The organism is Chitinophaga sp. 9-1-y, from assembly GCF_059511905.2.
Genome location: NZ_CM197955.1, coordinates 954,510 through 980,498 on the forward strand (window position 1 = coordinate 954,510; position 25,989 = coordinate 980,498).

Sequence of the window (25,989 nt, forward strand, 5' to 3'; positions counted from 1 at the left end):
CATTGCCTCCATTTTCATCCTATTCGTACCACTGTCTTATTCGGCTTTCTTCTTCCTGGGTGGCGCTTTTTTCTTAGGCGGATTTGCTTTAGCTTCTTCTATAATGGCTTTGGCTTCTTCTACCGTTAAGTCAGCAGCAGTATCAATTTTTTCTTTAGGTATTTTAAAGTTTTTCAGTCCTTGTTTAATATAAGGGCCATAAGGGCCTTTCAGGATCTGTATTTTTTCTTTTTCAAATATCTTGATGGTACGCTCGTCTTTGGCAGTACGTTTTTCCGCGATGAGCGGTGCTACTTCGTCCAGTTCTACTGTATATGGGTCCATTTCCTTTTTCAGGGAATAGAATTTCTTATCGTGTTGTGCGTAAGGACCAAAGCGGCCAATATTGATAATCACATCAGCGTCTTCAAACTGACCCAGGTTACGGGGCAATTTAAATAATTCCATGGCTTCTTCCATGGTGATGGTTTCAATGCTTTGTGTGGCTTTTAATTTGGCAAAGCGTGGTTTTTCTTCGTCTTCTACGCTACCTATCTGAATCATAGGACCATAGCGGCCCATACGTGCTACAATAGGTTTGCCGGAAGCGGCATCTACGCCTAATGGACGCTCGCCTTTTACACGTTCCGCGTTTTCCAGCGTGTTTTCCACATCTTTATGGAAAGGGAAGTAGAAATCGCTGATCATGTTATTCCATTCCTTCTTACCACTGGCAATTTCATCGAATTCTTCCTCAATTTTGGCGGTAAAGCCGTAGTCCATTACATTATTAAAGTATTGGTTGAGGAAGTCGGTTACGATCATACCCAGATCGGTAGGGAATAGTTTGGCTTTTTCTGCGCCGGTATTTTCTGATTCAGTTTGTTTGCTGATCTTATCTGCTTTGAGTATCAGGATGCGGTAATCTCTTTTAATGCCTTCTTTCTCTCTTTTTTCTACATAATTACGCTTCTGGATAGTGGTAATAGTAGGTGCATAAGTAGAGGGGCGTCCGATACCCAATTCTTCCAGTTTCTTTACCAGGCTGGCCTCCGTATAGCGGGGGGCCGGGCGGGAGAATCTTTCGGTAGCTTTCATTTCTTTCAGGTCCAGCGATTGTTTTACCGCTAATGGAGGTAAAGATCCTTCCTGCTCTTCCTGTTCTTCTTCATCATCGTGGCTTTCCATGTATACTTTCAGGAAGCCATCGAATTTCAGTACTTCACCGCTGGCAGAGAGCTCTTCGTGGTTGGTAGAGATATCGATTTTAGCGATGGTTTTTTCCAGTTCCGCGTCGGCCATCTGGCTGGCGATGGTGCGTTTCCAGATCAGTTCGTACAGGCGGCGGGTATCTGCGTCATCTACCGTGGTATTTTCCATGTAGGTGGGGCGGATGGCCTCGTGCGCTTCCTGTGCGGACTCGTTTTTATTTTTGAATTTGCGGTGTTGGTGGTATTTGTCGCCGAAACTGCTTTTAATGGCTTTTTCTATTTCGGAAACGGCTGTATCAGACAGGTTTACAGAGTCTGTACGCATGTAGGTGATATTACCGCTTTCATACAGCTTTTGGGCCAGCAACATGGTTTTGGAAACGCTGTAGCCGAGTTTGCGGCTGGCTTCCTGTTGCAGGGTGGACGTGGTAAACGGCGCAGCGGGCGATTTTTTACCAGGTTTTACCTGTATGTCTTTAACGGTATAGGCAGCACCTACGCATTGTTCCAGGAATTTTTCAGCGTCTTCGGCAGTTTTGAATTTGCCGGGACCTTCTGCTTTAAAGGAAATGCTTTTGCCGTTGATGTCTTTACCAGTAAAGTAGGCTTCTACTTTAAACGTGCTGACAGACTGGAAGTGGTTAATTTCTCTTTCACGCTCTACGATCAGCCTTACTGCCACGGATTGTACACGGCCGGCAGACAGGGAGTTGCGCATGCTCATTTTACGCCACAGTACCGGGGAAATTTCAAATCCCACAATACGATCCAGTATACGACGGGCCTGTTGTGCATTTACACGGTCCATATCCAGCTTGCGCGGATGTTGTACGGCGTTTTCTATGGCAGGCTTGGTGATTTCATGGAAAACAATGCGTTTGGTCGTTTTAGGATCCAGTTTCAACACCTCACATAAATGCCAGGAAATGGCTTCTCCTTCACGGTCCTCATCCGTTGCCAGCCAAACCTCTTCGGTTTCCTTTGCCAGCTTCTTCAGTTCCTTTACTACCTTTTCTTTATCCTCCGGGATTACATACTTCGGCTTAAAGTTATTTTCGATGTCTATCCCCATGTCATCTTTCTCCAGGTCACGAATGTGACCGAAGCAAGACTTGACTTCAAAGTCTTTGCCCAATATTTTTTCTATGGTCTTGGCCTTCGCCGGGGACTCAACTATAACTAAATTTTTTGCCATGTATGCTTCTTTAATATGCTGCTAAATACGCAAAATTCTGTGAAATAACTACTTCAATGAATTTTGCAATGATATAAAATTATATTGATATTGGCCTGTATGGCCCGGCTACGGTTAGATATTTTCCGCAGGGATAGCACACACCGGCTTTGTGATTCCAACCACCAGATGTGTTTAGTTATCAAATAATTAACTATGGAGTCTTTGAAAAAGGCCTCCCCGTTTAGTTCAGATAGTAACACTGCCTGACCTGACCGGCAAAATGATAACAAACGTACCGGTATCAGCTGGAATCAAGGCTGTTAAAGATAACAAAACTATTAATATAGCCATTCTGAAAAAAAGCAGCGTATCCCGGATTATCCCTTTATCATTTTCCGGACAGTTGCTTCCACTGTATTCAGCATTTCTACAATATATTCTGCTGCGTGAGGGGCAAACCGGTCCTGCAGCGCAAATTCCCTATAGGCGTGCTCGTTACCATGGAGATCCGAGATCTGTTTCAGTAAGGTATCCATTTTTGAGCGACCATTATAATATAAGATAGCATCTTTATTAAGGACATTTGGCTCCGGATGGTTATCGCTGCCCCAATAAACAGGTATTGTTCCGGCCTGGATGGCCTCAAACAGCTTTTCCGTAACATAGCCCGTTTTATCAGAATTTTCAGGGCAGATATTAAAGCGGTAGTCTGCCAACAGCAGCCGTTTGTCATCCTGGTACTGTTCCTTGAGGATATTGGTATTGTTGCGGAATTTTCCGGCGCTATCTACGGGGGCAATGGTGCTGATAGCATCCATTAACCGGGAACGTACCCCGTTCTGATCGTGACTGGAAATCAGGGCGCAAAATCTTTTACCTGTTTTATAATTAGCCCTGGCTGTGGACATAATGTCGTCCAGTTTCTTTTGTACCTCTTCCTGGCGGAGCGGTGTAGCCGGGAAAATATACAACAGCCACAGCGGAAAACGCAGGTATTTGTGATGTTGAAGATAATCAAACCCCAGTGCGAGGTCCACTGTATCTAAGCAATAGTCTTTATATTCGGGAAACCGGTCGAGGTTTTCGCCGCTAAAAAAGATTTTTGTTTTGCCGGGACTTTGCCGGATAAAATCTTTTGGGCCAAAGAGGGAAGCAATGGTAAGCTTTTGACCGGATAGATCTATATCCTCCAACCGGTTTTTAAAAAAGTGATATAACCAAATCTCGTCCGGCGCCTGGCTTGGCCAGAAGTTCAGTACTTCTACCCCTGAATCAAGTGGTTGGTATTGGTAGGCCGGACCTGATGATCGCAGGCGACGCGGTAATAATTTTTTAAACAGATTCATCGAGGGATGGTATTTAATATATAATATAACTGCTACATGGTTATCAACCAGGTGTTATTTAGCTGGCTGTTACCGTACCCGTATGCATGAAAGTTTTGCAATATTAAAGGATTAATCACATATGAATCTACTGTTATTCCAAAAGTAAAGAACGTTGACGCACTAAAACGCGTATATTAGAAAGGATGAATCACGCTGGCTGATTTCCGGCGGCTTATTATTAAAAAACAAATTATAATGGATATAGTCATTGTGGGTACGGGCAATGTGGCACATTGTTTCGGACATCTTTTAAAGATTCATGGGCACCAGGTAAAGCAGGTAGTGAGCAGGCAAAAGGCGCATGCGCAGGAGTTGGGAGAAATGTTGAATGCTGCCTGGACCGACGATTTGCAGGATATTAATATGGAGGCAGATATTTACCTGTTGGCGGTGAGCGATAGTGCTATTGCCGAACTGAATGACCAATTGCGCCTGGGGAAGCGTTTCGTGGCGCATACGGCAGGAGCAGTCCCGCTGGATGCTATTTCCAGGATTTCGTCGAATACCGGTGTCGTTTATCCGTTACAGTCTATCCGTAAGGAAATTAAAAGTTACCCACCTATCCCGGTGATGCTGGAGGCGAGCAACGATGATGTACTGCGGCGGTTACAGGCGTTGGCACAGAGTATTTCAGGGAGTGTAACGGTAACCACCTCCGCACAGCGGCTGAAGTATCATCTCACCGCGGTGCTTTGTAATAATTTCACCAATCACCTGATTGCCCAGGCGAAAGCCTACTGTGAAAAAGAGCAGCTGGATTTTACCTTGTTGCAGCCTATTATAAAAGAAACATTTGACCGCCTGGAGAAATTCCCGCCGGAAGCAGTACAAACAGGGCCGGCCTTGCGGCAGGATGAAATTACCATGAGCCTGCACCGCGACTTACTGGCTGGTAATGAATATTTGCAGTTAGTATACCAGGTGATGTCTGATGCGATTTATCAATTCCATAATAAGTAGAAATTACGAATTACAAATTATGAATTACGGATTGGTGAGGAGATCGTGAACGCGAGTGATAACATTTGCTAATATCTCCCCACAAATCCGTAATTCGTAATTTGTAATTCGTAATTCTTTACTTTTGGTCCCATGAACGTATTGGCTTTATTTAAATCTATCACCACATTTGTGCTGGATGTAGACGGCGTACTAACTGATGGTACCCTGCAATTGTTGCCGGGTGGAGAGATGTCGCGCAGAATGAATATCAAAGATGGTTACGCCCTGCAACTGGCCGTAAAAAAAGGCTACCGGGTGGTTATCATCTCCGGAGGAAAATCAGAAAGCGTAGTAAGCAGGTTACAGGGACTTGGCATTAAAGATATTTATACCGGCATACATGATAAGCAGGAGAAACTGCAGGATTATGTATTTGAAAATGATCTGCGCTGGGACGAATTACTTTATATGGGAGATGATATACCGGATTATCTGCCCATGCAATTGGTGGGATTACCTACTTGCCCGGCCGATGCTGCCCAGGAAATTAAAAGTATTTCAAAGTATGTATCCCCTTTGCCCGGAGGCCACGGCTGCGTAAGGGAAGTAATGGAAAAAGTGTTGAAACTGAACGGACATTGGCTCATGGATGAAGGCATTGCATCGAAATAATAAAAGAGAAAACTATGAAGCTCTGGGCTGCATTTTTTAAACTAATCAGGTACCCGAATCTGATATATATTGGCCTTACCCAGTTTTTACTGCAATACTGCGTAGTGGAACCCGTGTTGCGCAGCTCTGGAGAAGAGCCGTCGCTGCCCGTTCCGCAATTTGTATTACTGAGTTTGTCTACCATCCTGGTAGCGGCTGCCGGCTATATTATCAACGACTATTTCGATATCAACATTGATATTGTGAATAAACCGGATAAAATGGTGCTGGACAAAATCATCAGCCGGCGCTGGGCCATGGCCTGGCATACCCTGCTGAATATGGCCGGCGTATCCCTTGGTTTTATGGTGGCCTTTAAAACGGGGCAGTTCTATTTAGGTTTTACCCAGGTTATTTGTTCCCTCTTACTCTGGTTTTATTCTACTTCGTTCAAACGGCAGGTGTTGATTGGCAACGTGGTTATTTCCCTGCTGACAGCGCTCGCGGTAGTAGTGGTAGGATTTTACGAGAAACAGATCTACCATAGTTTTGAAGCCATTATGTCGGCTACCGGCCGAAAGCTGATACAGATTATCGGCGTATATGCGTTGTTTGCTTTTTTAATTTCCATGGTCAGGGAAATTGTGAAAGACCTGGAAGATATGATGGGCGACAGCAAAGATGGTTGCCGCACGCTACCTATTGCCTGGGGCGTACTGGCGGCCAAACGCTTCTGCAATATACTGCTGCTGGCACTGGTCATTATCATACTGGCAGTGGAAATCAGGGTATGGATATTGGGCTGGTATATAGCGATTGCTTACCTGTTGTTATTTGTACAGGTACCTTGTGGATATATTTATTTGCAACTGAAGAAGGCACACTTGCCGGAGCACTATCATAAGGTAAGTACCTTCGTGAAAGTAGTGATGCTGACCGGTATTTTGTCTATGATATTTTTTAAAATTTATTTATAGAGATGTATAAAGGGAAACCCGTTATTCTAGCCTCGCAGTCGCCCCGTAGAAAGCAGTTGTTGGAGCAGGCCGGCATTCCTTTCGAGGTGAAAGTAGTAGAAACCGCCGAAACCTTTCCTCCGGAACTGGCTATACCAGATATCCCGGTGTATATAGCCCGGCAGAAAGCGGCCGCAGTAAGTCATCTTTGTGCGCCTTCCGACATTATCATTGCCGCAGATACAGTAGTAGTATTGGATAATAATATTATTGGCAAGCCGAAAGACCGGCAGGATGCCATTGATATTCTTGCCCGCCTCAGTGGACGTGAACATCGTGTAGTCACTGGCGTTATTATACAGGATGGGGCAAAGGAAGTGACTTTCTCCAAAATTACGTCGGTACATTTTAAGCCACTGAACCTGGAGCAGCTGACGTATTACGTAGATCAATACAAACCTTTCGATAAAGCCGGCGCTTATGCCATACAGGAATGGATTGGCGCAGTGGGAATAGACAGCATTAACGGCTGCTTTTACAATGTAATGGGGCTGCCGGTGAGCAAGGTAGTGGAAGAACTGGAAAACTTTTAGTAATAAGAACGGCGCTGTGATCAGCGCCGTTTTTACGATTGGTTTTTGCTTATTTACATTTCTTTATTCCAATACCAGAATATTCACATCTTTATTTTTCAGCCAGCCTGCTTCTCTCAGCTTCTGCAGGTTAATAGTGCCTACCACATAACGCCATTCGCTGGATTCATATTTTTCAGAGATATTGAAGAACTCTGCCAGGTCTACCTGGTCTGGTGTTTTATAGCGCAGGTATACTTTCAGATTTACATCATTGGTAAAGCTGGGCTGATTGTTTTGTTTAATCTTTTTATACTCGTAGCGATAGTTGTATAACAGGGCCGAAATATCGGACAGTACAGCGCTACCGGTAGCGGTACCACCGGCGCCTTTACCCACAAAGAATTGTTTGTCGGTGAAAGCACTTTCCAGCAGGATGCCGTTATATTCATTGTATACATCGTAGAGCAGGTTATGCTCCTTGATCAGGTGTGGCAGTACGTAAGAGAATACGTGTCCGTTCTGACGGCGGCATTGTGCAATGAGTTTGATGGTACAATTGCGTTGTTTGGCGAATTGTATATCAAAATCATTCAGGTGGTGAATACCGAAGTTGAATACTTCTTCCGGTTTTACGAAAGTACCAAAGGCATGGAGGAGGAGGATCACAATTTTAAATTTCGGATCATATCCTTCAATGTCGAGGGTAGGGTCAGTTTCGGCAAAACCCAGGTCCTGTGCTTGTTGCAGGGCGGTTTGGAAGCTGAGGTTTTCTTCAAATATTTTGGTAAGAATATAATTCGTAGAGCCGTTACAGATACCTTCTACTGCATTGAGCAGGTCGTTATCATAATATTCTTCCAGGTTGCGGATAATGGGAATACTGGCGCAGCTGGAGGCTTCATACAGGAACGGTACTTTGTTCTCTGCCTGTAATTGATACAGGGCAGGGAGGTTTTCAGCGATCATTCTTTTGCTGGCGCTTACCACCGCTTTGCCGTTACGCAGGGCGGTGCTCACAATTTCAAAGGCTGCTTCGGTTTCATTGATCAGTTCTACTACAACGTCAATGGTAGGATCTTCCAGGATTTCATTTTTATCGGTAGTAAAATAACTGCTATCGATAGGTCTTGATTTATTAGGGTCTTTAATACAGATTTTTTTGATCCGTGCATTAATACCTTTTGTTCTGTTCAAAACTTCATAGAGTCCTTGTCCTACGACGCCGAATCCGAAAATACCTAAATTGATGATCTTATTTTCCATACTTTTTTTTGAGCTTGCAGCCTTCAGCAATTAGTCTTTAACGATGCAGAGATGATCAGTTTCTGAAAGTCAAAGTGGTGGTTAATCACTAAGGGCTTTATTGTAAAACAGTAATTTGCTTGCCAGCCGGATGATTTAGTTTATCCAGCGCTTGTTTCAGGTCGTTGATCAGGTCTTCGGCATCTTCAATGCCTACTGATAAACGGATACAGGAGTCCTGTAAGCCTGTTCTTTTCCGGAATTCCTCCGGTATGTTTCTATGCGTCATGGTGGCCGGATGGGCCAGCATGCTTTTCACGCCGCCAAAGCTTTCTGCCAGTTTAAATAACTTGGTAGCGTTTACGATGCGGATCGCATTTTTGATATTGTCGCTTTTCAGGGAAAAGCTTACCAGTGCGCCGTAATTTTTCTGTTGTTTACGGGCAATGTGATGATTTTTATGCGTAGCCAGTCCTGGGTAAAACACTTTATCTACCGCCGGATGTGCGGCCAGCCAGTTAGCGATAGCGTTGGCGTTGGCGCATTGTTTTTCCAGCCGCAGGTATAAGGTTTCTATGCCGCGGATGGTGAGCCATGCTTCAAATGGACTGAGTATACTACCGGAAATATTCTGGTTGTACCGGATCTGGTCTGCCAGTACTTTGCTGTTCACCACCACCAGTCCGGCAATCACATCGCTGTGACCGGAAAGGTATTTGGAGGCGCTGTGGATAACGATATCCGCACCCAGGGTAATAGGTTGTTGTAACAGTGGGGTGCTGAAAGTATTGTCTACTACCAGCAGGATATTATGTTGTTTGGCAATTTTGCTGATAGACTTAATATCAGAAATGCGTAATGTTGGATTGGTAGGGGATTCCAGCCAGATGATTTTGGTATTGGGTGTAATAGCAGCCAATACTTTGTCGATGTTACTGGTATCTACGAAATTAACTTTGATGCCGAAGCGTTCAAACATGTGGTTAAAGATCTGGAAGATGCCGCCGTAGGTGTCTTCCACCGCCATGATTTCATCGCCGGACTTTAACAGCTTCAGTACCGCATCAATAGCCGACATACCACTGGCGAACGCAAACCCGGCAAACCCTTCTTCCAGGTTGCAGATGAGGTCTTCCAGCACCTTTCTCGTGGGATTGTTTGCCCTCGAAAATTCAAAGCCTTTATTGATGCCCGGTGATTCCTGCACAAAGGTGGATGTTTGATAGATAGGCACGGAGATGGCGCCTGTCAGTTCGTCTACCGGAATGCTATGAATCAGTTGTGTAGCTGTTTTCATGTTATAAATTATTTTTAATGATGTTCAATATGCACAATAATCTGCTGCAACTTTATCATTAAAGATCAACTTAAACAACAACAAATCCATGAAAAGGGGGTGGAGAGGGCATAAAAAAAGCTCTCCCGTGTGTTGGAAGAGCTTTCTTAGAAAGTTATATATATCTGTGAAGTATTATCTCTGCCAACTTATCTTTCCCACAACAGTGTTGTGGGCAGGAATTAGCACCTTTTTCCTGATCATATAATCAGGAAAGGTTGCTAAGGCATCGCAGGGCCAAGTCCCTCCGCCTTTCTGGATAAGTGATGTGTAAGAACTGGCGCAAAGGTAATGTCACTTTCATCAGATTTCCAAATTGAAGTTTGAATTTATTTATTAAACGATGTTTTATTACCTTTAGCTGATACTATTTTGTATCCAACCATATCTTTATGTTTGTTAACCCGTTGCTCTCAGAAGAGCTATTCCAGTACATCTGGGCGTTCCGGCTGTTTAAGCAGGATCACCTGGTGACTACCGGTGGAGAACCGGTACAGATTTTATATCCCGGACTACATAATCATCACGGTGGTCCTGATTTTTCTGCTGCAAAAATCAGGATTGGTGCCACTTTATGGGTAGGACAGGTGGAGCTGCACCTGCGTACATCCGATTGGTTCCGGCATAAGCATCAGCATAATCCGCAGTACGGGCGGGTCATTCTGCACGTGGTATTTGTGCATGACATGCCGGCCGACCGTATTCCGGGGGTACCCTGCCTGGAACTGCAACAGCATATTCCCAAACTGCTGTTACAGCGTTACGAGCAGTTGCGGCAACTGGCACCTTTTGTTCCCTGTGCGGCTTACGTTGCTACTGTTCCGCCGCTTACCTGGCTAAGCTGGAAAGAGCGGCTGCTGGCCGAACGATGGGAGCGGAAGTTAGGGGTGTTGCGGGCCTGGCTGCAAAGCAGTCAATCCAACTGGGAAGAAGTGTGTTATTGGGCAGTGGCGCAGAGTTATGGGATGCCGGTTAATGGGGTACCTATGCTGGAAGTGGCACAATCGCTTTCTTATACGGTGCTGATGCGGCACCGGCAGGAGCGGTTGCAGCTGGAAGCCCTGCTGTTTGGGCAGGCGGGTATGTTAGACTATGCGCCGGCAGACCAGTATGCCGCACAATTACAGGGAATTTATGGGCATTTGCGGCATAAATATGGGCTTAGTCCTATCGCCGCCTATCACTGGAACTGGCTGCGGATGCGTCCGGCGGCCTTTCCTACGATGCGGCTGGCTGCTTTTGCGGCCTTGTTGGAACACAGTCCCCGCCTGTTTTCCCGGATACTCGATGCCAATGATGTAACCGCACTGGAGCAGCTATTCTTCGTGCAGCCGTCGGCGTACTGGCATACCCATTACCGGTTTGGGCAGGTAGCAAAGCATACGCAGCTGCCGGGAAAACAGGCCATACACAGCATCCTGATTAATACCGTACTGCCTTTGCTATTCCTGTATGGACAGCAGAAGCAACTGAAATATTACCAGGAAAAGGCCCTGCATTTCCTGGAGCAGCTACCACCGGAAAGAAACCGTATCACGGAAGAATGGGAGCAATTGGGCGTAACACAGGAAAGCGCGATGGAGTCACAGGCATTGTTGCAGCTGAAGCAATACTATTGTGATGAGAAGCGGTGCCTGCATTGCGCGGTGGGGATAAAAATTATAGGGGGGATGTAGAAAGAATTACGAATTACGAATTACGAATTACGAATTACGGAGTTGTGGGTAGATTATAGTGGATAGTCTTCGCTGATATCTACCCACAACTCCGTAATTCGTAATTCGTAATTCGTAATTCTTGATTCAAGGTTCTTTCTCCTTACCAATTAAAAGTAACATCCTGCACCATATCAGGGTGTACGCTTTGTGCTACCGGGCAGGTATGTGCAGCTCTTTCGAGGATGGTTTTTTCCTTGTCGCCCAGGTTATGGCCGGCGGGGAAATCAAATACGATGGTTACGCCGGTAATACGACGGGGCTCTGTACCCATGATTTTCAGTACACTTACTTTGGTGCCTTCAATGGGCCAGTTGTTTTCCATGGCTTTGATACCCATAATGGAGAGCATGCAGGAGCCCAGTGCTGTGGCTACCAGGTCGGTTGGGGAAAACCTTTCTCCCTTCCCTTTATTATCTACTGGTGCGTCTGTTTCAATTACAGTGCCGGAGCGGAGATGGGTAGCGGTAGTGCGTAATTCCCCGTTATAGATGATAGATGCCGTTTGCATATTGATTCTTTTTATGATCTGACAGTAAAATTAAAGGTATTTTGAGGATAAGTGCAAGATGGAAAGTGTGGGGTGCTGTTAAACTAAAAAAAAATTAGCTACGTTTGTAATATATACATAACAATACCTTTGTTCAAGCGTTTACTTATTATAATAATAGCCCACTGTGAAAAAAATATACTTAATCCTGTTTTTGGCAATGATATCCGGCGGCTTGTTTGCACAATCCACTACCAATACCACTTCCACGCAACAAAGCAAGAAAAGTGATAAGGAAAAGCGTAAGCTGAAGAAAATCTCTATTTTCCGTGAGCAGGAAGAAGGAGAGAACGTTTTTCAGCGTGACTTTTCGGTAGGTGGCAGGGTCAACACCGATGGCTGGACCGGTTTCGTGGAAATGGGCTATCGCAAGAGCAGAAAGAAGGTCACTTATTTCCAGTTTGATTTTTCGGAGAAGAAGAGTAATAAGGAGGTGAAGAAAAGCAGTGCTTACTTTACCCAGCGGCCTTATATATTTGGTAAACAGAATAATTTTTACCAGGCTAAGCTGGGCGTGGGTCAGCGTTATATGATTGGTGGAAAAGCCAACAAAAACGGGGTAGAAGTAGACCTGATCTACTATGGTGGCTTATCTGTAGGGTTATTGAAGCCTTACTACCTGAACCTGGCAATTGATGGAGATAATAAAGACGTAAAATATGACCCCTCCAATCCGGAACAATTCCTGACTGTGGCTAATATTAATGGCGCCGGTGGTTTTGGCAAGGGCTGGAATAACCTGACTGTAGTACCGGGTTTGCACGCCAAATTGGGGATGCGCTTCGACTGGGCGCACTTTAACGAGGTGGTAAGTGCCCTGGAAGTGGGGATGAATGCGGAGGTATATACCAAAAAAATCCCAATTATGGTGGTATACAATGGGTTGGACTATAATAAACAGTTCTTTTTTGGCGGATATATAAGCCTTCAATTCGGGAAGCGCTGGAATAAGAGATAAGTGTTAACTTTGCTTTTCTAAAGAAAGGAATAAGCGATGCAAGAACTACCCGTAATAGCCGCCGAACCGGCTACAACAAGAGTAAAAAAGCCTGATTGGCTGCGCGTTAAATTACCGATAGGCGAGAACTATAAGCAGGTGAGGAACCTGGTAGATACCCATAAATTACATACGATCTGTGAAAGCGGTAACTGCCCTAATATGGGAGAGTGCTGGGGAGCTGGTACGGCCACTTTCATGATCCTGGGAAATATCTGTACCCGCAGTTGCGGCTTTTGTGCCGTAGCTACCGGCCGCCCGGAAGCCGTAGATTTTGATGAACCTCAGCGTGTGGCAGAAGCCATTTACCTCATGAAAGTAAAACATGCGGTGATCACTTCTGTTGACAGAGACGAGCTGAAAGACGGTGGTTCTATCATCTGGGCAAATACCATCAACGCGGTAAGGGCCTTAAACCCCGACACTACCATGGAAACCCTGATCCCCGATTTTCGCGGTCAATGGGAAAATCTCCAGCGTATCATTGATGTGGCGCCTGAAATTGTATCACATAACCTGGAAACCGTAGAACGTTTAACCAAACAGGTAAGGATACAAGCCAAATATCACCGCAGCCTGGAAGTGATTCGTCGCCTTAAAGAAGGTGGTATGCGTACCAAAAGCGGTATCATGCTCGGCCTGGGTGAAACCAAGGAAGAAGTAGTACAAGCCATGCAAGACCTGTACGACAACGGTTGTGATGTAGTCACACTGGGTCAGTACCTGCAGCCTACTCCTAAGCACCTGCCGGTAGCACGCTTTGTACATCCCGATGAATTTGCAGAACTGCGCGAAATTGGATATAACATGGGACTGGACTACGTAGAGTCCGGACCGTTAGTTAGGTCCTCTTATCACGCAGAAAAACATATTGTTAGCGGTCGAAATAAAGGATGACCGGAACTGATTTTCATGTAATTGTTAAAATCCACCCGAAAGGGTGGATTTTTGTTTTCATAACGTTATCTTAGCGCCCGAATTACTTTTACCTAACAACAAAATGTTTGTTGTCTAACCTACTTCTCAGTTATACGTTGTTTTCAAATACCTGGAATCAAAACCCGGATGCGTGCAGCTAACGTTTCAGATCCTTTTGAATAAGCAACTTTTTTAATCAACCTACCTGTTTACTGTAGCTATTACAGCTTAACATGTTTTGCAGTAATAAATAATATTGTTGCGTAGTGAAGCACTACCTGACAAAAAAAGAATATTAATGCCTAGCTATTAGCAGTTAGCTGTTAGCCATTCGCTAAAAGCCAGCTGCTAATAGCTAACTGCTAAAAGCTAACTGCTAGCAGCATACTGGTATTATTTTCTTTCGATTGGTACAATGATGAACTGAATGTCAAAAGCCTTTTATGAAAAGAGCATTTTATTTGTTAGCTGTGTCCTGCGGATTGTTAATAGCACCGCAGTTATTTTCACAGTCATCTTCGGACTCCCTGTTAACCAGCGCTACCCTGCAGGAATGTATCCGGTATGCTATTTCGCATCAGCCGGTCATCCGCCAGTCGTTGATTGATGAGGCAATTACCGATAGAACCGTGAAGAGTAAGCTGGCCGACTGGTATCCGCAGATCAACCTGGATTACAACATCCAGCACTACCTGAAAATACCGACCTCTATTTTAGGTGGGAATCCTATTCAGGCCGGTGTAGCCAATTCTTCTGCCGCACTGTTTGGGTTAAATCAAAACATCTTTACCCGCGACCTCTTACTGGCCAGTAATACGGCAAAGGATGTACGAAAACAAAGCCAGCAAACCACTGCCCGCAACCAGATAGACCTGGTAGCGAATGTTAGCAAAGCGTACTATGATGTACTCCTCACCACCGAACAAATCAAGGTGCTGAGTGAAGATATCACCCGCCTGGAACGCAGCCTGAAAGATGCGAACAACCAGTATGCCAGCGGATTGGTGGATAAAACAGACGCCAAACGCGCTACCATTTCCCTGAATAATGCCCGCGCCCAGCAAAAGTCCGCGCGTGAACTGCTTACCGCCAAACAGGCGTATCTCAAAGACTTAATGGGATATCCTGCTACTGCCGGTGATGTGCCGCTCACCTCCGATTCTTCTGTCGTAGCTGCACAGGTAACCGGTGATGATACCTTACAGGTGGCCGACTATAAAAGCCGTATTGAATACCAATTGCTGCAAACACAGGAAAGCCTGCTACAGGCCAATCTGAAATATAATAAATGGAGCTTTCTGCCTACCGTATCGGCATTTATTAACTATTCCTTCGCTTATCAGAATGCGGAATTCAGCAAGTTATATAGTCATGATTATCCCAACTCATTGCTGGGATTGAAATTATCCTTACCCATTTTCCAGGGAGGAAAACGGATCCATAACATCCGTATGGCAGAACTGCAACTACAGCGTACACAGTGGGACTACGCCGCATTGAGAAGTCAGATTAACTCCCAATATGTACAGGCGATGGCCACGTACAAGAGTAATTACAACGACTATCTCACCCTGAAAGAAAATGTGCAGATGGCAAAGGATGTATACGATATGTTACAGTTACAATATAAAGAAGGTATCAAAACGTATCTCGATGTCATTGTGTCTGAAACAGACTTGCGGAGTGCGCAACTGAATTACTACAATTCTATGTACCAGGTGCTGTCCAGCAGGATAGACCTGCAAAAAGCATTAGGAACCTTAACAGCTAATTATTAAATGGTAACCGGAACGGATATGAAAAAAATGAACAACATTATCTTAATCAGCGCTGCCAGTATCCTGGGCTTATCGGCCTGCAGTGGTCCTGCTAAAAAAACGGCGCCTGTGATGCCCCCTACACCGGTGAATATTACGGAAGCAACTGTAGCACCGGCCGTTTACTACGATAAGTATCCCGCTACAGTGGTAGCTATTAACCAGGTGGAACTGCGTTCCCAGGTGGCCGGGTTTATTACGGGCATCTTTTTCAAAGAAGGAGAAATTGTGCAGAAGGGAAAAACATTGTATGAAATAGATCGCCGTAAATATGAAGCCGCCGTTCTTTCGGCACAGGCCAATGTGGCCAGTGCAAAAGCGAGCTTTGAAAGAGCAAAGAAAGATGACGATCGCTATCAGCGCCTGGCCGACCAGGATGCGGTAGCCCGACAGATACTCGATAACGCCAAAGCTACACTCGAAACTTCCCGTAGCCAGCTGGCCGCCACCGAAGCTAACCTGGCAGCGGTACGTACCGACCTGGATTACTCTCTCATCAAAGCACCGTTTACCGGACGCATTGGTATTTCCCAGGTGAAACTGGGCGCACAGGTGAGCCCTGGTAGCACCCTGCTGAATACCATCTCCAGTGAAAATCCTATAGCAGTGGATATTGTAGTAACAGAAAATGATATCCCCCGCTTTGCAGCGATGCAGGGCAAAGGTAACGGCAACGATAGTACGTTTAGGCTGCAATTGTCCGATGGTACGGCCTATGTGCATGCCGGTAAAATACTTGCCATCGACCGTGGAGTAGACAATCAAACCGCTACCATCCGCGTGCGTATTGAATTCAATAACCCGGACGATAAGCTGAAAGATGGCATGAGCTGTGTTTTACGCGTACTCAATGACCAGTCCGGCGAAAGACTGATCATCCCTTATAAAGCAGTGACCGAGCAAATGGGCGAATACTTTGTATTTGTAGCCAAAGATTCTGTGGCTGCCCAACAGAAAGTACACCTGGGACCAAAAATCGGTGATAAAATAGTGATCATGGACGGCGTACAGGCAGGTGATAAGGTCATTATTGAAGGCTTCCAGCGCTTACGCGATGGTGGCAAAATACAGATAGGAATACCAGCCGCACCACAAGGCGCGCCTGCGAAGAAATAGTTTATCAGTAGAATCAACAGCGAAGATCATGATTGCAGATACTTTTATAAAACGACCCGTAACGGCCATAGTGATATCTATTGTGCTGGTGCTGGTGGGAATATTGGCGATGATGAACCTGGCCGTGGGCCAGTATCCGGAGATCTCACCCCCCACCGTACAGGTAACCGGTACCTACACCGGTGCAGATGCACAAACGGTGGAACAAACCGTGGCCACCCCGGTGGAAGTGCAGGTGAATGGTACGCCAGGTATGACTTACATCAATACCAACAATACCAGTAGCGGACAAATGAGTATGACGGTTAACTTTGAAGTAGGTACCGACATCAATATTGCCGCCCTGGATGTGCAGAACCGTGTGGGTATTGCACAACCTACCCTGCCGCAGGAAGTGCAGCGTTTAGGCTTAACCGTTAGAAAACGTAACCCCAGTATCCTGATGCTGGTGGCACTGTACTCACCCAAAGGCACACACGATATTACCTTCCTCGATAACTACACCAACGTATATGTAAAAGATGCGTTGCTGAGAGCAAAAGGAGTAGGGGATATCTTCACCCGTGCGGATGATTTCAGTATGCGCATCTGGTTGAAACCCGATAAGCTGGCTGAAATGGGCGTTACCGCAGACGATATCCGCGCTGCGCTGGCAGAACAAAACGCGCAGATTACCGCCGGATCTGTTGGTGCGCCGCCACAACAAACCGGGCAAACATTTGAGTATAACATCTTTACAAAAGGACGTTTATCCACACCGGAAGAATTCGGCAATATCGTGGTGAAAACCCGTCCGTCTGATGGAACGCTCGTATACCTGAAAGATGTAGCCCGCGTGCAGTTAGGTAAATTTAACTATGCAGGTAATAACTATGTGGATGGTAAACGTGCCGCTTACCTGCTCGTGTACCAGGCGCCGGGTAGTAACGCGCTGGAAACAGCCGCGAATGTAACCGCCGCCATGGAAGAACTGAAAAAACAGTTCCCGAAAGATGTGGAATATGTAGTGCCGTTTGAGTCGGTATCTGTGGTAAAAGTATCTATTGAAGAAGTAGTGCATACCCTGGTAGAAGCCCTGATACTGGTGGTAATTGTGGTATTCCTGTTCCTGCAGAGCTGGCGCGCTACCCTGATTCCTATCCTGGCTATCCCGGTATCTATTATCGCTACGTTCATCTTCTTCATCCCGCTTGGCTTTACCATCAACACCCTGACCTTGTTTGGGTTTGTACTCGCCATTGGTATTGTGGTGGATGATGCCATTGTGGTGGTGGAAGCGGTGCAACATAATATTGACCATGAGAAAATGACGCCCAGGGATGCTACGGCGCAGGCCATGAAAGAAATTTCCGGCCCCGTGATCGCGATTGCGTTGATTCTCGCTGCGGTGTTTGTGCCGGTAGGATTTATACCAGGCATCGTAGGCCGTTTGTACCAACAGTTTGCTATCACAATTGCCATTTCCGTAATGATCTCTGCTTTTGTGGCATTGTCATTAACACCGGCCTTGTGTATCCTGTTGCTGAAGCCCATGCACCTGGATAAGGATTCAAAAGGGCTGAACAAGTTCTTCTTTAAATTTAACCGTTGGTTCGGACATACCACTTCCCGTTATTCTATAGGGGTGAAGAAAAGTATCCGTTACTTCCGTTTTGCAGTGGTGATCCTGATCTGCATTTTCGTAGGTACGATGATGTTATTCAAGGCCAAGCCTACCGGCTTTATTCCTACAGAAGATGAGGGTCGTTTGATTATCACTTTCGACTTACCGGAATCGTCCTCTACAGAGCGTACGGTAGGAGTGATGTCGCAAATGATGAAGGACCTGCAAGCAACGCCGGGTATTGCGCACTATGCAGCATTGGGCGGTTTGAATGCGGTGAGCTTTGCCTCTAAATCCAACAGTGGTACCATTTTCTGCTCCCTGAAGCCATGGGCAGAACGTAAGGCAGATTCGCTGCAGATTACCGCGTTAGTGGCTACCGTAAAGAAAAAGCTGAGTAAGTATAAAGAAGCCAATGTGGTGGTAATACAGCCACCGGCTATCCCGGGGCTAGGTCAAACAGCCGGTTTCTCTTTTGTATTGCAACAAAGAGGCGCCGGGGAAATCAAAGCCTTTGAAGGGGTATTGCAGAACTTCCTGGCTGCTGCCAACAAGCGGCCGGAAATAGCGCAGGCTTTTTCCTTCTTCACCGCGCGTACACCAGGCTACCAGCTGGATATAGACCGTGAGAAGGCAAAGAAAATGGGCGTGAAAATATCAGATATTGCGTCTGCCCTGCAAACGTATATGGGTAGTGCTTATATCAATGACTTCACCATTTACGGGCGTAACTTCCGCGTGGTAACCCAGGCGGATTCTACTTACCGGGGAGATATTAAAAACCTGAACCAGTTATTTGTACGCAACAGTGCCGGGTCTATGGTGCCCATCAGTGCGCTTACTTCTTATAAAGTGATAGAAACAGCGCCGGTGATTTCTCACTATAACCTGTTCCGCTCTGCGGAAGTCAACGGTGGACCAGCGCCAGGATATAGTAGTGGTGATGCTATCAATGCGCTGAAGGAAGTAGCAGCGGAAACGTTACCAGACGGATATGGTTATGAGTTCTCCGGTTTGAGCCGTGAGGAATTATTATCAGGTTCCAAGACGGTATACATCTTTGCCCTCTCTATCATCTTTGTGTTCCTGTTCCTGGCAGCTTTGTATGAAAGCTGGTCCGTACCCTTCTCGGTACTGCTGGCGGTCCCTATTGGCGCCTTTGGTGCCATCCTTGTGCTTACCTTCCTGCCTAAGCTGAGTAATAACGTATATGCACAGATTGGTTTGATTACGTTGATTGGTTTATCGGCCAAAAACGCCATCCTGATTGTGGAGTTTGCGAAAGAGCGGGTAGACAGGGGGATGGACCTGGTAACGGCGGCAGTAGAAGCAGCGAAGCTCCGTTTACGGCCTATCATCATGACGTCTATGGCTTTCCTGTTAGGTATCCTGCCGCTGGTGTTTTCTTCCGGTGCAGGTGCGGAAGCGCGTAAAACCATGGGTTGGACCGTATTAGGTGGTATGTTTACGGCTACCTTCCTGGCCATCTTTATTGTGCCGGTATTGTATGTGGTGATTACCCGCCTGGCGTATGGTAAAGAGAAGCTACGTAAAATGAAAGAGAACTACCAGTCAGTACCTGAGCATGATATACAGGGAAAACTGTAGGCAAAAAAGAAGGGTTTATAATTATATATAAGCAGGGAGGCGTTGCGCAAGCGGCGCCTTTCCTGTTTTTATTCCGGCAGGATGCGTTTTCCGTCTTTGTCGAAATGCCTTGTTAACTGCCATTCGGTGTCGCCTACCATATACATGGTGCCGGCTACCACGGCGCCTACAGTGATGTACAGGAACCAATCGGTTTGGCTGTCGAATAGCAGGGCACAGGCCAGCCCGGCGGCCAGCAGTATAATGCCGATCCGTTTGGAAATACCGGCGGCATATTCATTGGCGGAATGCCACATTTCCAGTGTTTTGGTAGACAGGACACTGCGGTAGCCATACCAGGATTTGGTCGTTTTCGGTGGAAAACGGTGAATAACATATCCCATGAGGAAAAATAGTACGCCGGCGAAGATAGCAGCGTTGCAGTAGGTGGAATGGAGGAAACGCAACAACATGGTCCGGGGCTTTTGGTTACCATAAGTTACGAAAGAATTACGAATTACGAATTACGAATTACGGATTTGTGGGTAGATGACAGCGAATGATCTTCGCGTTTACCATCTACGCACAAATCCGTAATTCGTAATTCGTAATTCGTAATTCTTTAATGTTTCGTGGTATCGGTGGCCTTCTTCTTAAACAATCCGTTCAGTGTATTCTTCACCGTTTCCCCGGCTTGTTTGCCCACATTATCCAATGGTTTGCCGGTGTGGGTAGAATCTTTCTTTCCGCTGAGCTGATTTTTCAGTTCGTCTTTCAGGGAATTCACTGCGGTGTTTTTGAGTTGGTTGAGGCTGTCTTTTACCGTATGTTTTACAGAATCTACTTTATTCTTCACCAGTTCAGCCGCCTGTGCTTTCAGGTTGTTGGCAGATTCACGCAGGTCTGTTTTTACACTTGGTTTGAGAATGTTGCCGGCCATTAATACCTGCAGATGCACGCTATCTCCAATGTTTACCGGGATACCTTTGCTTTGTGCCTGTGATGCCAGGTTGTTGACCAGCGTGTTGCCAGCCGAACCCATCAGGCTGCGGGGTAACGCGAGTTGCAGGGTATAATCGAGCGACTGGTCAAAGCCGTGTGAGCCTGCAATATCCATGCGGATGCCACCTACGGTTACTTTGAACGGATTTACTTTTACGCGGCCGTTTTCAAAAGCAAAGTAGTTTTTAATATCACGCAGGGAAATATCTTTCAGTTGAGATACATTCAGGGTATTAGCCAGCTGATCTACCGGTGCAAACTGTTTCAGGAAGCCCTGTATCAGCAGGAGGTTACCGTCGCCGGTAAGGGTGTTCAGGTCGGGCGACATATCCTTACCTAACTTACCATGCATGGTTAGCTGCGAAGTGATTTTACCGGAAAGGAATTTACCAATCGGCATTAACTTCTGTACCGTGTTGAAGGTGTTGAAGGTTTGCTGCACATCCAGGTTTTGTACATTGTAAGCCAGGTTGATATCCGGGTTTACTTTACTGGCTTTGGTGCTGTAGCTACCGTTTATTTCCATGGTACCTTGCAGGGCGTTGGCTTTCAGTTGCTGCATGGTAACGGTTTCATCTTTCACCAGGAGGTTACCGCTTACGTTGGTCAGGTCCGCTTTATCGTAATGAATTTTATTTACGTTAGCTACCAGGCCAAGGTTCAGGTTAGCAGGAACAGCAAATGGTACGGCAGCAGCGCTGTCTTTTTTAGCAGTAGCAGGATCCGGAGCGGTAGGTGTAGTGCCCATCCATTTGTCCAGGTTAATTTCATCTGCCTTGAAGTTCATTTTACCATCCAGTGGCGCATTTTTGAACGTATAGGCGAGCAGGTTATTCACTTCTCCATTGGCTTCGAAGTTGGTACCCATGTATTGTCCGTTGAGGTCTTTTACCGTTACGTTTTTAGGGTTAAACTGGAGGGAGAGGTTATTTACTTTCACGCCATCGGGGTAGTCTTTGCTTTTATAGAGCATATTGCTCAGCTGCAGGGTACCGGCGGCGTAGAAGCGATCGTATTGTTGTTTTTCAATAGCACTCATATTGCCTTTGGCACTGATATCCGCATCGAGTAAACCGGATAAATTGGTACCGGATTCGAGTTTCACGAATTGGGTGATTTTAGACAGATCCAGTTTGCCTTTGGCGGCAGCGTCAACATACAGATCGGAGATAGGTGTTTTTACCAGTAAGCGCAGGTCCAGTGGGGTGTTATCCATTTCCAGGTGGCCGGTAGGCATATCTATCACGGTATGATCAGGTACGCCATCCGGGTTGCTGATCTTCATGGCGATCTGGATATTTTTTACCGGTTTAGGCAGGTCAGGATATTGGAAGAAGCCATCTTTTACGGCCAGGTTCAATCCAAACGAAGGCATTTGCACCGGGGAGTAATTGCCTTTTACGAACCCGTCGAAAGCAGCCGTACCGTTGGTTTTTATCTTATCGAAATCTGTTTTATATACAGCAGGCACCAGCGACAACAGGTCTTTAAAGTTGGTAGAAGGGGCTTTAAAGCTCATGTCCATACCATAGGTAGAGTCATTTACGAGTTTAAAGAATCCCTGCAGGGCCAGTTCCAGGTTGTTGATGGCAGCTTTACCGTCTTTCAGCGTGTAGGTGTTGCTGTTATTATCCACCTGGATAGCGGCATCCAGTTTGGTTTTTACCTGGGAGAGGTAAGGAATGAGTCCATACCGGAAGGTAATGCCTTCGGCCACGGTGTTGGTTTGCAACAGGAATTGATCCTGCGTGAAATCGCCTTTACCCTGGTGGGTTAAGCCGGTAATGAGCAAAGCCATATTTCCCTGGCGGTCGTCGTAGCTGATCAGGGCGTCCTCAATTTTATATTGCTGGAGGCTCAGGGCAAATTTACTTTTGCCGGTATCAGCAGGCGAAGCTGCGCTGGTATCTGGTTTGGTAATATTCCAGTTGGCGGCGCCGTTTTTATTTACAATAGCGTGTATCCGTGGCTGTATCAGGGCGATATTATAGATATCCATCTTATCGCCTTTTACTACACTCATGAGATTCAGGGCTACATCAATTTGTTTTACTGCCAGCAGGGTATCTGCAGAGAACTCACCGGTACCAATTACCTGTAAGTCTTCCAGTCCAACGGCCAGTCGTGGGAAATGCCGGAACAAACTGATGTCCACGTCTTTAAAGTCCACTTTGGCATTGAGCCGGTTGTTCAGTTCCGTTTTAACTTTTGCAATGATCTTGTCTTTGAAGAAATAGGGGATGGCAATCGCTGCCAGTATCAAGACCACTATTGTGATGCCCACAATTTTCAGGATCTTTTTGAGCATAGGCTTTTTTTGCGGTGAAGATAAGGAAAAGCAGAAAGCAGAAGGAGCGGATTTTGTCTCTGTACAGGATTATACTGATTATATTTTTTTAGATTTTAAAAGATGATAGTAGATCGAAGTGGATATTCCTATGGATATCATCATCTTGTTAAATTTTTAAAATCAAAAATCAAAAATCAGTATAATCAGTATAATCCTATACAGAGACAAAATCCGCTCTGGTCATCTTCCAAAATAGCCTTCTGCTTTCCGCTTTTTCTTACTTTTGCACCATGACACCAGAAAGAAAGGAACGGTTACTGTCGGTATTAAAGAGACGGCAGATCAATTTAACAGTGGTGCTGGAAGATGTACAGGACCCCCACAATGTAGCAGCCGTGATGCGTACCTGTGACGCCGTGGGGATACAGGATATTTATATTATCACCTCAAAGCCGCCACGGGATAAGAACTGGGGCCACCGGAGCAGTAGCAGTGCCAAACAATGGCTGACCATTCATGATTTTGACAATGCCGCAGATTGTTTTACCGAGTTGCGCAAGCATTACGACAAGATACTGACCACCCACCTGGCCGCAGATGCGGTGAGCTTATATGATATTGATTTTAACGGTTCGGTAGCATTGGTGTTCGGTAATGAGCAGAATGGTGTGAGTGATGCCACCAGGGCCATGGCGGATGGGAATTTTATCATTCCCCAAATGGGTATCATCCGTTCCTTAAACATTTCAGTGGCATGCGCGGTCAGCATTTATGAAGCCATGCGTCAGAAAACAATCGCCGGACATTACCAGCAGCAGGGACTACCGAACGACCGGTACAATGCCCTCCTGACAGAATGGGGCTTTAAGGAAGGAGATATCTAGGAAAGATTAATTGCCTGGAACAAGGGCATTGATTATATTAGCCACTGATACTGGATTGATTATTAAATGTCTGCCTACTTACCAATTGATGAAATATTATTGCTCCGTCAACTGTCAGATAGTGACAGGGGAGCATTTGAAACAGTGTACAATGACTACTTCCTGTTAGTATTTTCTTTCTCAATGAAATTCGTGGAGGACCGGCAGGTGGCGGAAGATATTACACTCGAAACGTTTGTAAAACTGTGGGACAAACGTAGTAGCCTGGCAGCCCAATCCAATATTAGTGCATTATTATATACAATTGCCCGAAATGCCTGTCTGAATCATCTGCGAAACGAAGACCGGATGAATCGGCGACATGAAGAACTGGCCAGGCAACAATCGCATGAACAATTGCAACTGGAATCATTTAGCACCATGAGGGAGGAAATTTACCAACACCTGTACCAGGAAGTTGAAAAACTCCCTGGAAAGATGGGCAGCATCCTCCAACTGAGCCTTAAGGGATTGAAAAATGCTGAAATAGCCCAACAGACAGGTATCAGCGAAAAAACAGTCAGGAATCTTAAAACGGAAGCCATTAAACAATTGCGTACAAAATTGCTGAAGAACGAATTGTTGCACCTGGTGTTATTGCTATCTCACTAAAAAAAATAAAAAAACTTCGGGACAATTTGATACCGGCGGTGTTTATATAGTACAACCAGTACTAAATCGCGACGAATGCCGTCAGAACAGGAACAAATAGTAGCACTCATTCTGAAACATCTTTCCGGGGAACTCACTGCGGAAGAACAATGGCAACTGGATGCCTGGTTGGAAGCCGATGCTGACAACCGCGCATTAATGGCCGAGTTGTCCAATGAAGCAGTGGTGAAACAGGAGCTGCTGGATATCTATCAGGCCAAAACACGTGTCTGGCAACAGTTGGATCAATATACCACAAAGGGTATGCGCCCTGTCCGCAATTACCGGAAGATGGCATTGTATGCGGCCAGTATTTGCGTATTGGTTATAAGTACTTCCGTTTACCTGGTAACACGTTGGCGCACGCGGCCACCGGTGCAGGTAAATACGCAACACCAGGAGTATGTCAATATTCCCTCGCCTGCTGTCAACAGGGCTTACGTAACGTTAGGTAATGGTAAAAGGGTGTATATCGACAGCTTACAAAATGGTGCCGCTATTACTCCTGGTAGTAATGGTGGGCAGAAATTATCGCCTGATAAAATTGAATATACAAATAATGCCAGGGCTGCCGCCCCGGAACTGGCTGTTATCACGGTTCCCAGGGGTAGTAAACCATTGCTGATAGGTTTACCGGATGGTAGCCAGGTATGGATGAATGTGGCGTCTACTATTTCATTTGAAACACCATTTTCCGGGAACACGCGATTAGTCAGCATCTCCGGAGAGGCCTATTTTGATGTAGCGGCGGCTATGCAACCTTTTGTTGTAAAAAGTAAGGGACAGGAGATAACGGTGTTAGGCACCTCGTTTAATATTAAGTCGTATGATGATGAGTCAACTATAAAAACTACGTTAGTAAAAGGAAAAATTCAGGTCAACCAAAGTAAATCAGGAACAATGAAAGTGCTCACTGCCGGGCAACAAGTGATATCAACGGCAGAAGGACAAATGTCAGTCAATCAGGATGTCGATGTAGACGACGCCATTGCCTGGAAAAGCAATGTATTTCAGTTCAGGAATGAAGACCTGAAATCTATTATGCGCCAACTGGGACGGTGGTATGATGTAGAGATCGTCTATAAAGGAACCATACCTGATCGCTTCTTCACTGTAAAAATTTCAAGAGACAAGAGTTTAACAGCCGTATTAAAAATCATGGAGCTATATGGAATGAACTTCCAGCTCGAAGGTAAAAAGTTGACAGTCCTGCCATAGCGTTAGGCGCTGCTACAGTAATTGCTTGAATATAAAAGCCGGAAGTCCTGGTAAGACTGCCGGCCCGGTTCAGGCATGCCCAAAATATCTGATCGTAAAACAAGGCTTCCTGGTAAGAAGCTATTTTTTGACACGCCTAAAAACA

General features: G+C 45.7%; 20 protein-coding genes and 1 riboswitch. Of the genes, 13 read left to right on the forward strand and 7 right to left on the reverse strand.

Features of this window, described 5'->3' with window-relative positions:
- Positions 1 to 36 precede the first annotated feature (36 nt).
- Entirely contained in the window at positions 37 to 2,385 is a 2,349-nt protein-coding gene (gene topA, locus AC5ZC7_RS03810) for a type I DNA topoisomerase (RefSeq protein WP_496162039.1), read from the reverse strand.
- Between the two features lie 359 nt (positions 2,386 to 2,744).
- A complete protein-coding gene (locus tag AC5ZC7_RS03815) occupies positions 2,745 to 3,713 on the reverse strand; it encodes a glycosyltransferase family 10 domain-containing protein (protein WP_496162038.1) in 969 nt (322 codons plus the stop codon).
- Positions 3,714 to 3,950: 237 nt separating this feature from the next.
- Here AC5ZC7_RS03815 and AC5ZC7_RS03820 point away from each other — a divergent pair, with 237 nt between their 5' ends.
- The 4 genes from AC5ZC7_RS03820 (at position 3,951) to AC5ZC7_RS03835 (ending at position 6,897) form a co-directional block, all read left to right on the forward strand.
- Positions 3,951 to 4,715, forward strand: coding sequence for a DUF2520 domain-containing protein (locus AC5ZC7_RS03820; RefSeq protein WP_496162037.1), 765 nt, complete (start codon positions 3,951 to 3,953; stop codon positions 4,713 to 4,715).
- Between the two features lie 132 nt (positions 4,716 to 4,847).
- Positions 4,848 to 5,369: a KdsC family phosphatase gene (locus tag AC5ZC7_RS03825; protein WP_496162036.1), complete on the forward strand. Its 522-nt coding sequence runs from the start codon at positions 4,848 to 4,850 to the stop codon at positions 5,367 to 5,369.
- Between the two features lie 14 nt (positions 5,370 to 5,383).
- The gene (locus AC5ZC7_RS03830) at positions 5,384 to 6,325 is read left to right on the forward strand and encodes a UbiA family prenyltransferase (protein ID WP_496162035.1); all 942 of its coding nucleotides are present in this window, start codon (positions 5,384 to 5,386) and stop codon (positions 6,323 to 6,325) included.
- 2 nt (positions 6,326 to 6,327) lie between these two features.
- Complete coding sequence (locus AC5ZC7_RS03835) at positions 6,328 to 6,897, forward strand: Maf family nucleotide pyrophosphatase (protein WP_496162034.1); 570 nt, start codon at positions 6,328 to 6,330, stop codon at positions 6,895 to 6,897.
- A gap of 63 nt (positions 6,898 to 6,960) precedes the next feature.
- Here AC5ZC7_RS03835 and AC5ZC7_RS03840 read toward each other — a convergent pair whose 3' ends face one another.
- Together AC5ZC7_RS03840 and AC5ZC7_RS03845 are read right to left on the reverse strand one after the other, a co-directional pair.
- Entirely contained in the window at positions 6,961 to 8,142 is a 1,182-nt protein-coding gene (locus tag AC5ZC7_RS03840) for a homoserine dehydrogenase (RefSeq protein WP_291928893.1), read from the reverse strand.
- 97 nt (positions 8,143 to 8,239) lie between these two features.
- On the reverse strand, positions 8,240 to 9,418 hold the full coding sequence (locus AC5ZC7_RS03845; RefSeq protein ID WP_496162033.1) for an aminotransferase class I/II-fold pyridoxal phosphate-dependent enzyme: 1,179 nt from the start codon (positions 9,416 to 9,418) through the stop codon (positions 8,240 to 8,242).
- Positions 9,419 to 9,603: 185 nt separating this feature from the next.
- Positions 9,604 to 9,723, reverse strand: a riboswitch (SAM riboswitch).
- Between the two features lie 126 nt (positions 9,724 to 9,849).
- Between AC5ZC7_RS03845 and AC5ZC7_RS03850 the strand changes: the two genes are divergently transcribed.
- A complete protein-coding gene (locus AC5ZC7_RS03850; RefSeq protein ID WP_496162032.1) occupies positions 9,850 to 11,133 on the forward strand; it encodes a DUF2851 family protein in 1,284 nt (427 codons plus the stop codon).
- 142 nt (positions 11,134 to 11,275) lie between these two features.
- Here the strand turns inward: AC5ZC7_RS03850 and AC5ZC7_RS03855 are convergent, their stop codons facing one another.
- Complete coding sequence (locus AC5ZC7_RS03855; RefSeq protein ID WP_496162031.1) at positions 11,276 to 11,683, reverse strand: OsmC family protein; 408 nt, start codon at positions 11,681 to 11,683, stop codon at positions 11,276 to 11,278.
- Between the two features lie 166 nt (positions 11,684 to 11,849).
- Between AC5ZC7_RS03855 and AC5ZC7_RS03860 the strand changes: the two genes are divergently transcribed.
- The 5 genes from AC5ZC7_RS03860 to AC5ZC7_RS03880 all read left to right on the forward strand — a co-directional run bounded on the left by AC5ZC7_RS03860 (position 11,850) and on the right by AC5ZC7_RS03880 (position 19,781).
- Entirely contained in the window at positions 11,850 to 12,680 is an 831-nt protein-coding gene (locus AC5ZC7_RS03860; protein ID WP_496162030.1) for a hypothetical protein, read from the forward strand.
- A 36-nt stretch (positions 12,681 to 12,716) separates the two neighbouring features.
- On the forward strand, positions 12,717 to 13,616 hold the full coding sequence (gene lipA / locus AC5ZC7_RS03865; RefSeq protein ID WP_496162029.1) for a lipoyl synthase: 900 nt from the start codon (positions 12,717 to 12,719) through the stop codon (positions 13,614 to 13,616).
- Positions 13,617 to 14,080: 464 nt separating this feature from the next.
- Positions 14,081 to 15,415 (forward strand): TolC family protein, encoded by a 1,335-nt coding sequence (locus AC5ZC7_RS03870; protein WP_496162028.1) that lies wholly within the window; start codon positions 14,081 to 14,083, stop codon positions 15,413 to 15,415.
- 18 nt (positions 15,416 to 15,433) lie between these two features.
- A complete protein-coding gene (locus AC5ZC7_RS03875; RefSeq protein ID WP_496162027.1) occupies positions 15,434 to 16,570 on the forward strand; it encodes an efflux RND transporter periplasmic adaptor subunit in 1,137 nt (378 codons plus the stop codon).
- A 28-nt stretch (positions 16,571 to 16,598) separates the two neighbouring features.
- Positions 16,599 to 19,781: a multidrug efflux RND transporter permease subunit gene (locus tag AC5ZC7_RS03880; RefSeq protein WP_496162026.1), complete on the forward strand. Its 3,183-nt coding sequence runs from the start codon at positions 16,599 to 16,601 to the stop codon at positions 19,779 to 19,781.
- A 68-nt stretch (positions 19,782 to 19,849) separates the two neighbouring features.
- Here the strand turns inward: AC5ZC7_RS03880 and AC5ZC7_RS03885 are convergent, their stop codons facing one another.
- Positions 19,850 to 20,233: an SdpI family protein gene (locus tag AC5ZC7_RS03885; RefSeq protein ID WP_496162025.1), complete on the reverse strand. Its 384-nt coding sequence runs from the start codon at positions 20,231 to 20,233 to the stop codon at positions 19,850 to 19,852.
- Between the two features lie 149 nt (positions 20,234 to 20,382).
- Positions 20,383 to 23,070: a hypothetical protein gene (locus tag AC5ZC7_RS03890; RefSeq protein WP_496162024.1), complete on the reverse strand. Its 2,688-nt coding sequence runs from the start codon at positions 23,068 to 23,070 to the stop codon at positions 20,383 to 20,385.
- A 272-nt stretch (positions 23,071 to 23,342) separates the two neighbouring features.
- Here AC5ZC7_RS03890 and AC5ZC7_RS03895 point away from each other — a divergent pair, with 272 nt between their 5' ends.
- From AC5ZC7_RS03895 to AC5ZC7_RS03905, 3 genes are all read left to right on the forward strand, one after another.
- Positions 23,343 to 23,936 (forward strand): TrmH family RNA methyltransferase, encoded by a 594-nt coding sequence (locus AC5ZC7_RS03895; RefSeq protein WP_496162023.1) that lies wholly within the window; start codon positions 23,343 to 23,345, stop codon positions 23,934 to 23,936.
- Between the two features lie 66 nt (positions 23,937 to 24,002).
- Positions 24,003 to 24,587, forward strand: a complete 585-nt coding sequence (locus tag AC5ZC7_RS03900; RefSeq protein WP_496162022.1) for an RNA polymerase sigma-70 factor — start codon at positions 24,003 to 24,005, stop codon at positions 24,585 to 24,587.
- Positions 24,588 to 24,662: 75 nt separating this feature from the next.
- On the forward strand, positions 24,663 to 25,844 hold the full coding sequence (locus AC5ZC7_RS03905; protein ID WP_496162021.1) for a FecR domain-containing protein: 1,182 nt from the start codon (positions 24,663 to 24,665) through the stop codon (positions 25,842 to 25,844).
- Positions 25,845 to 25,989: the final 145 nt, after the last annotated feature.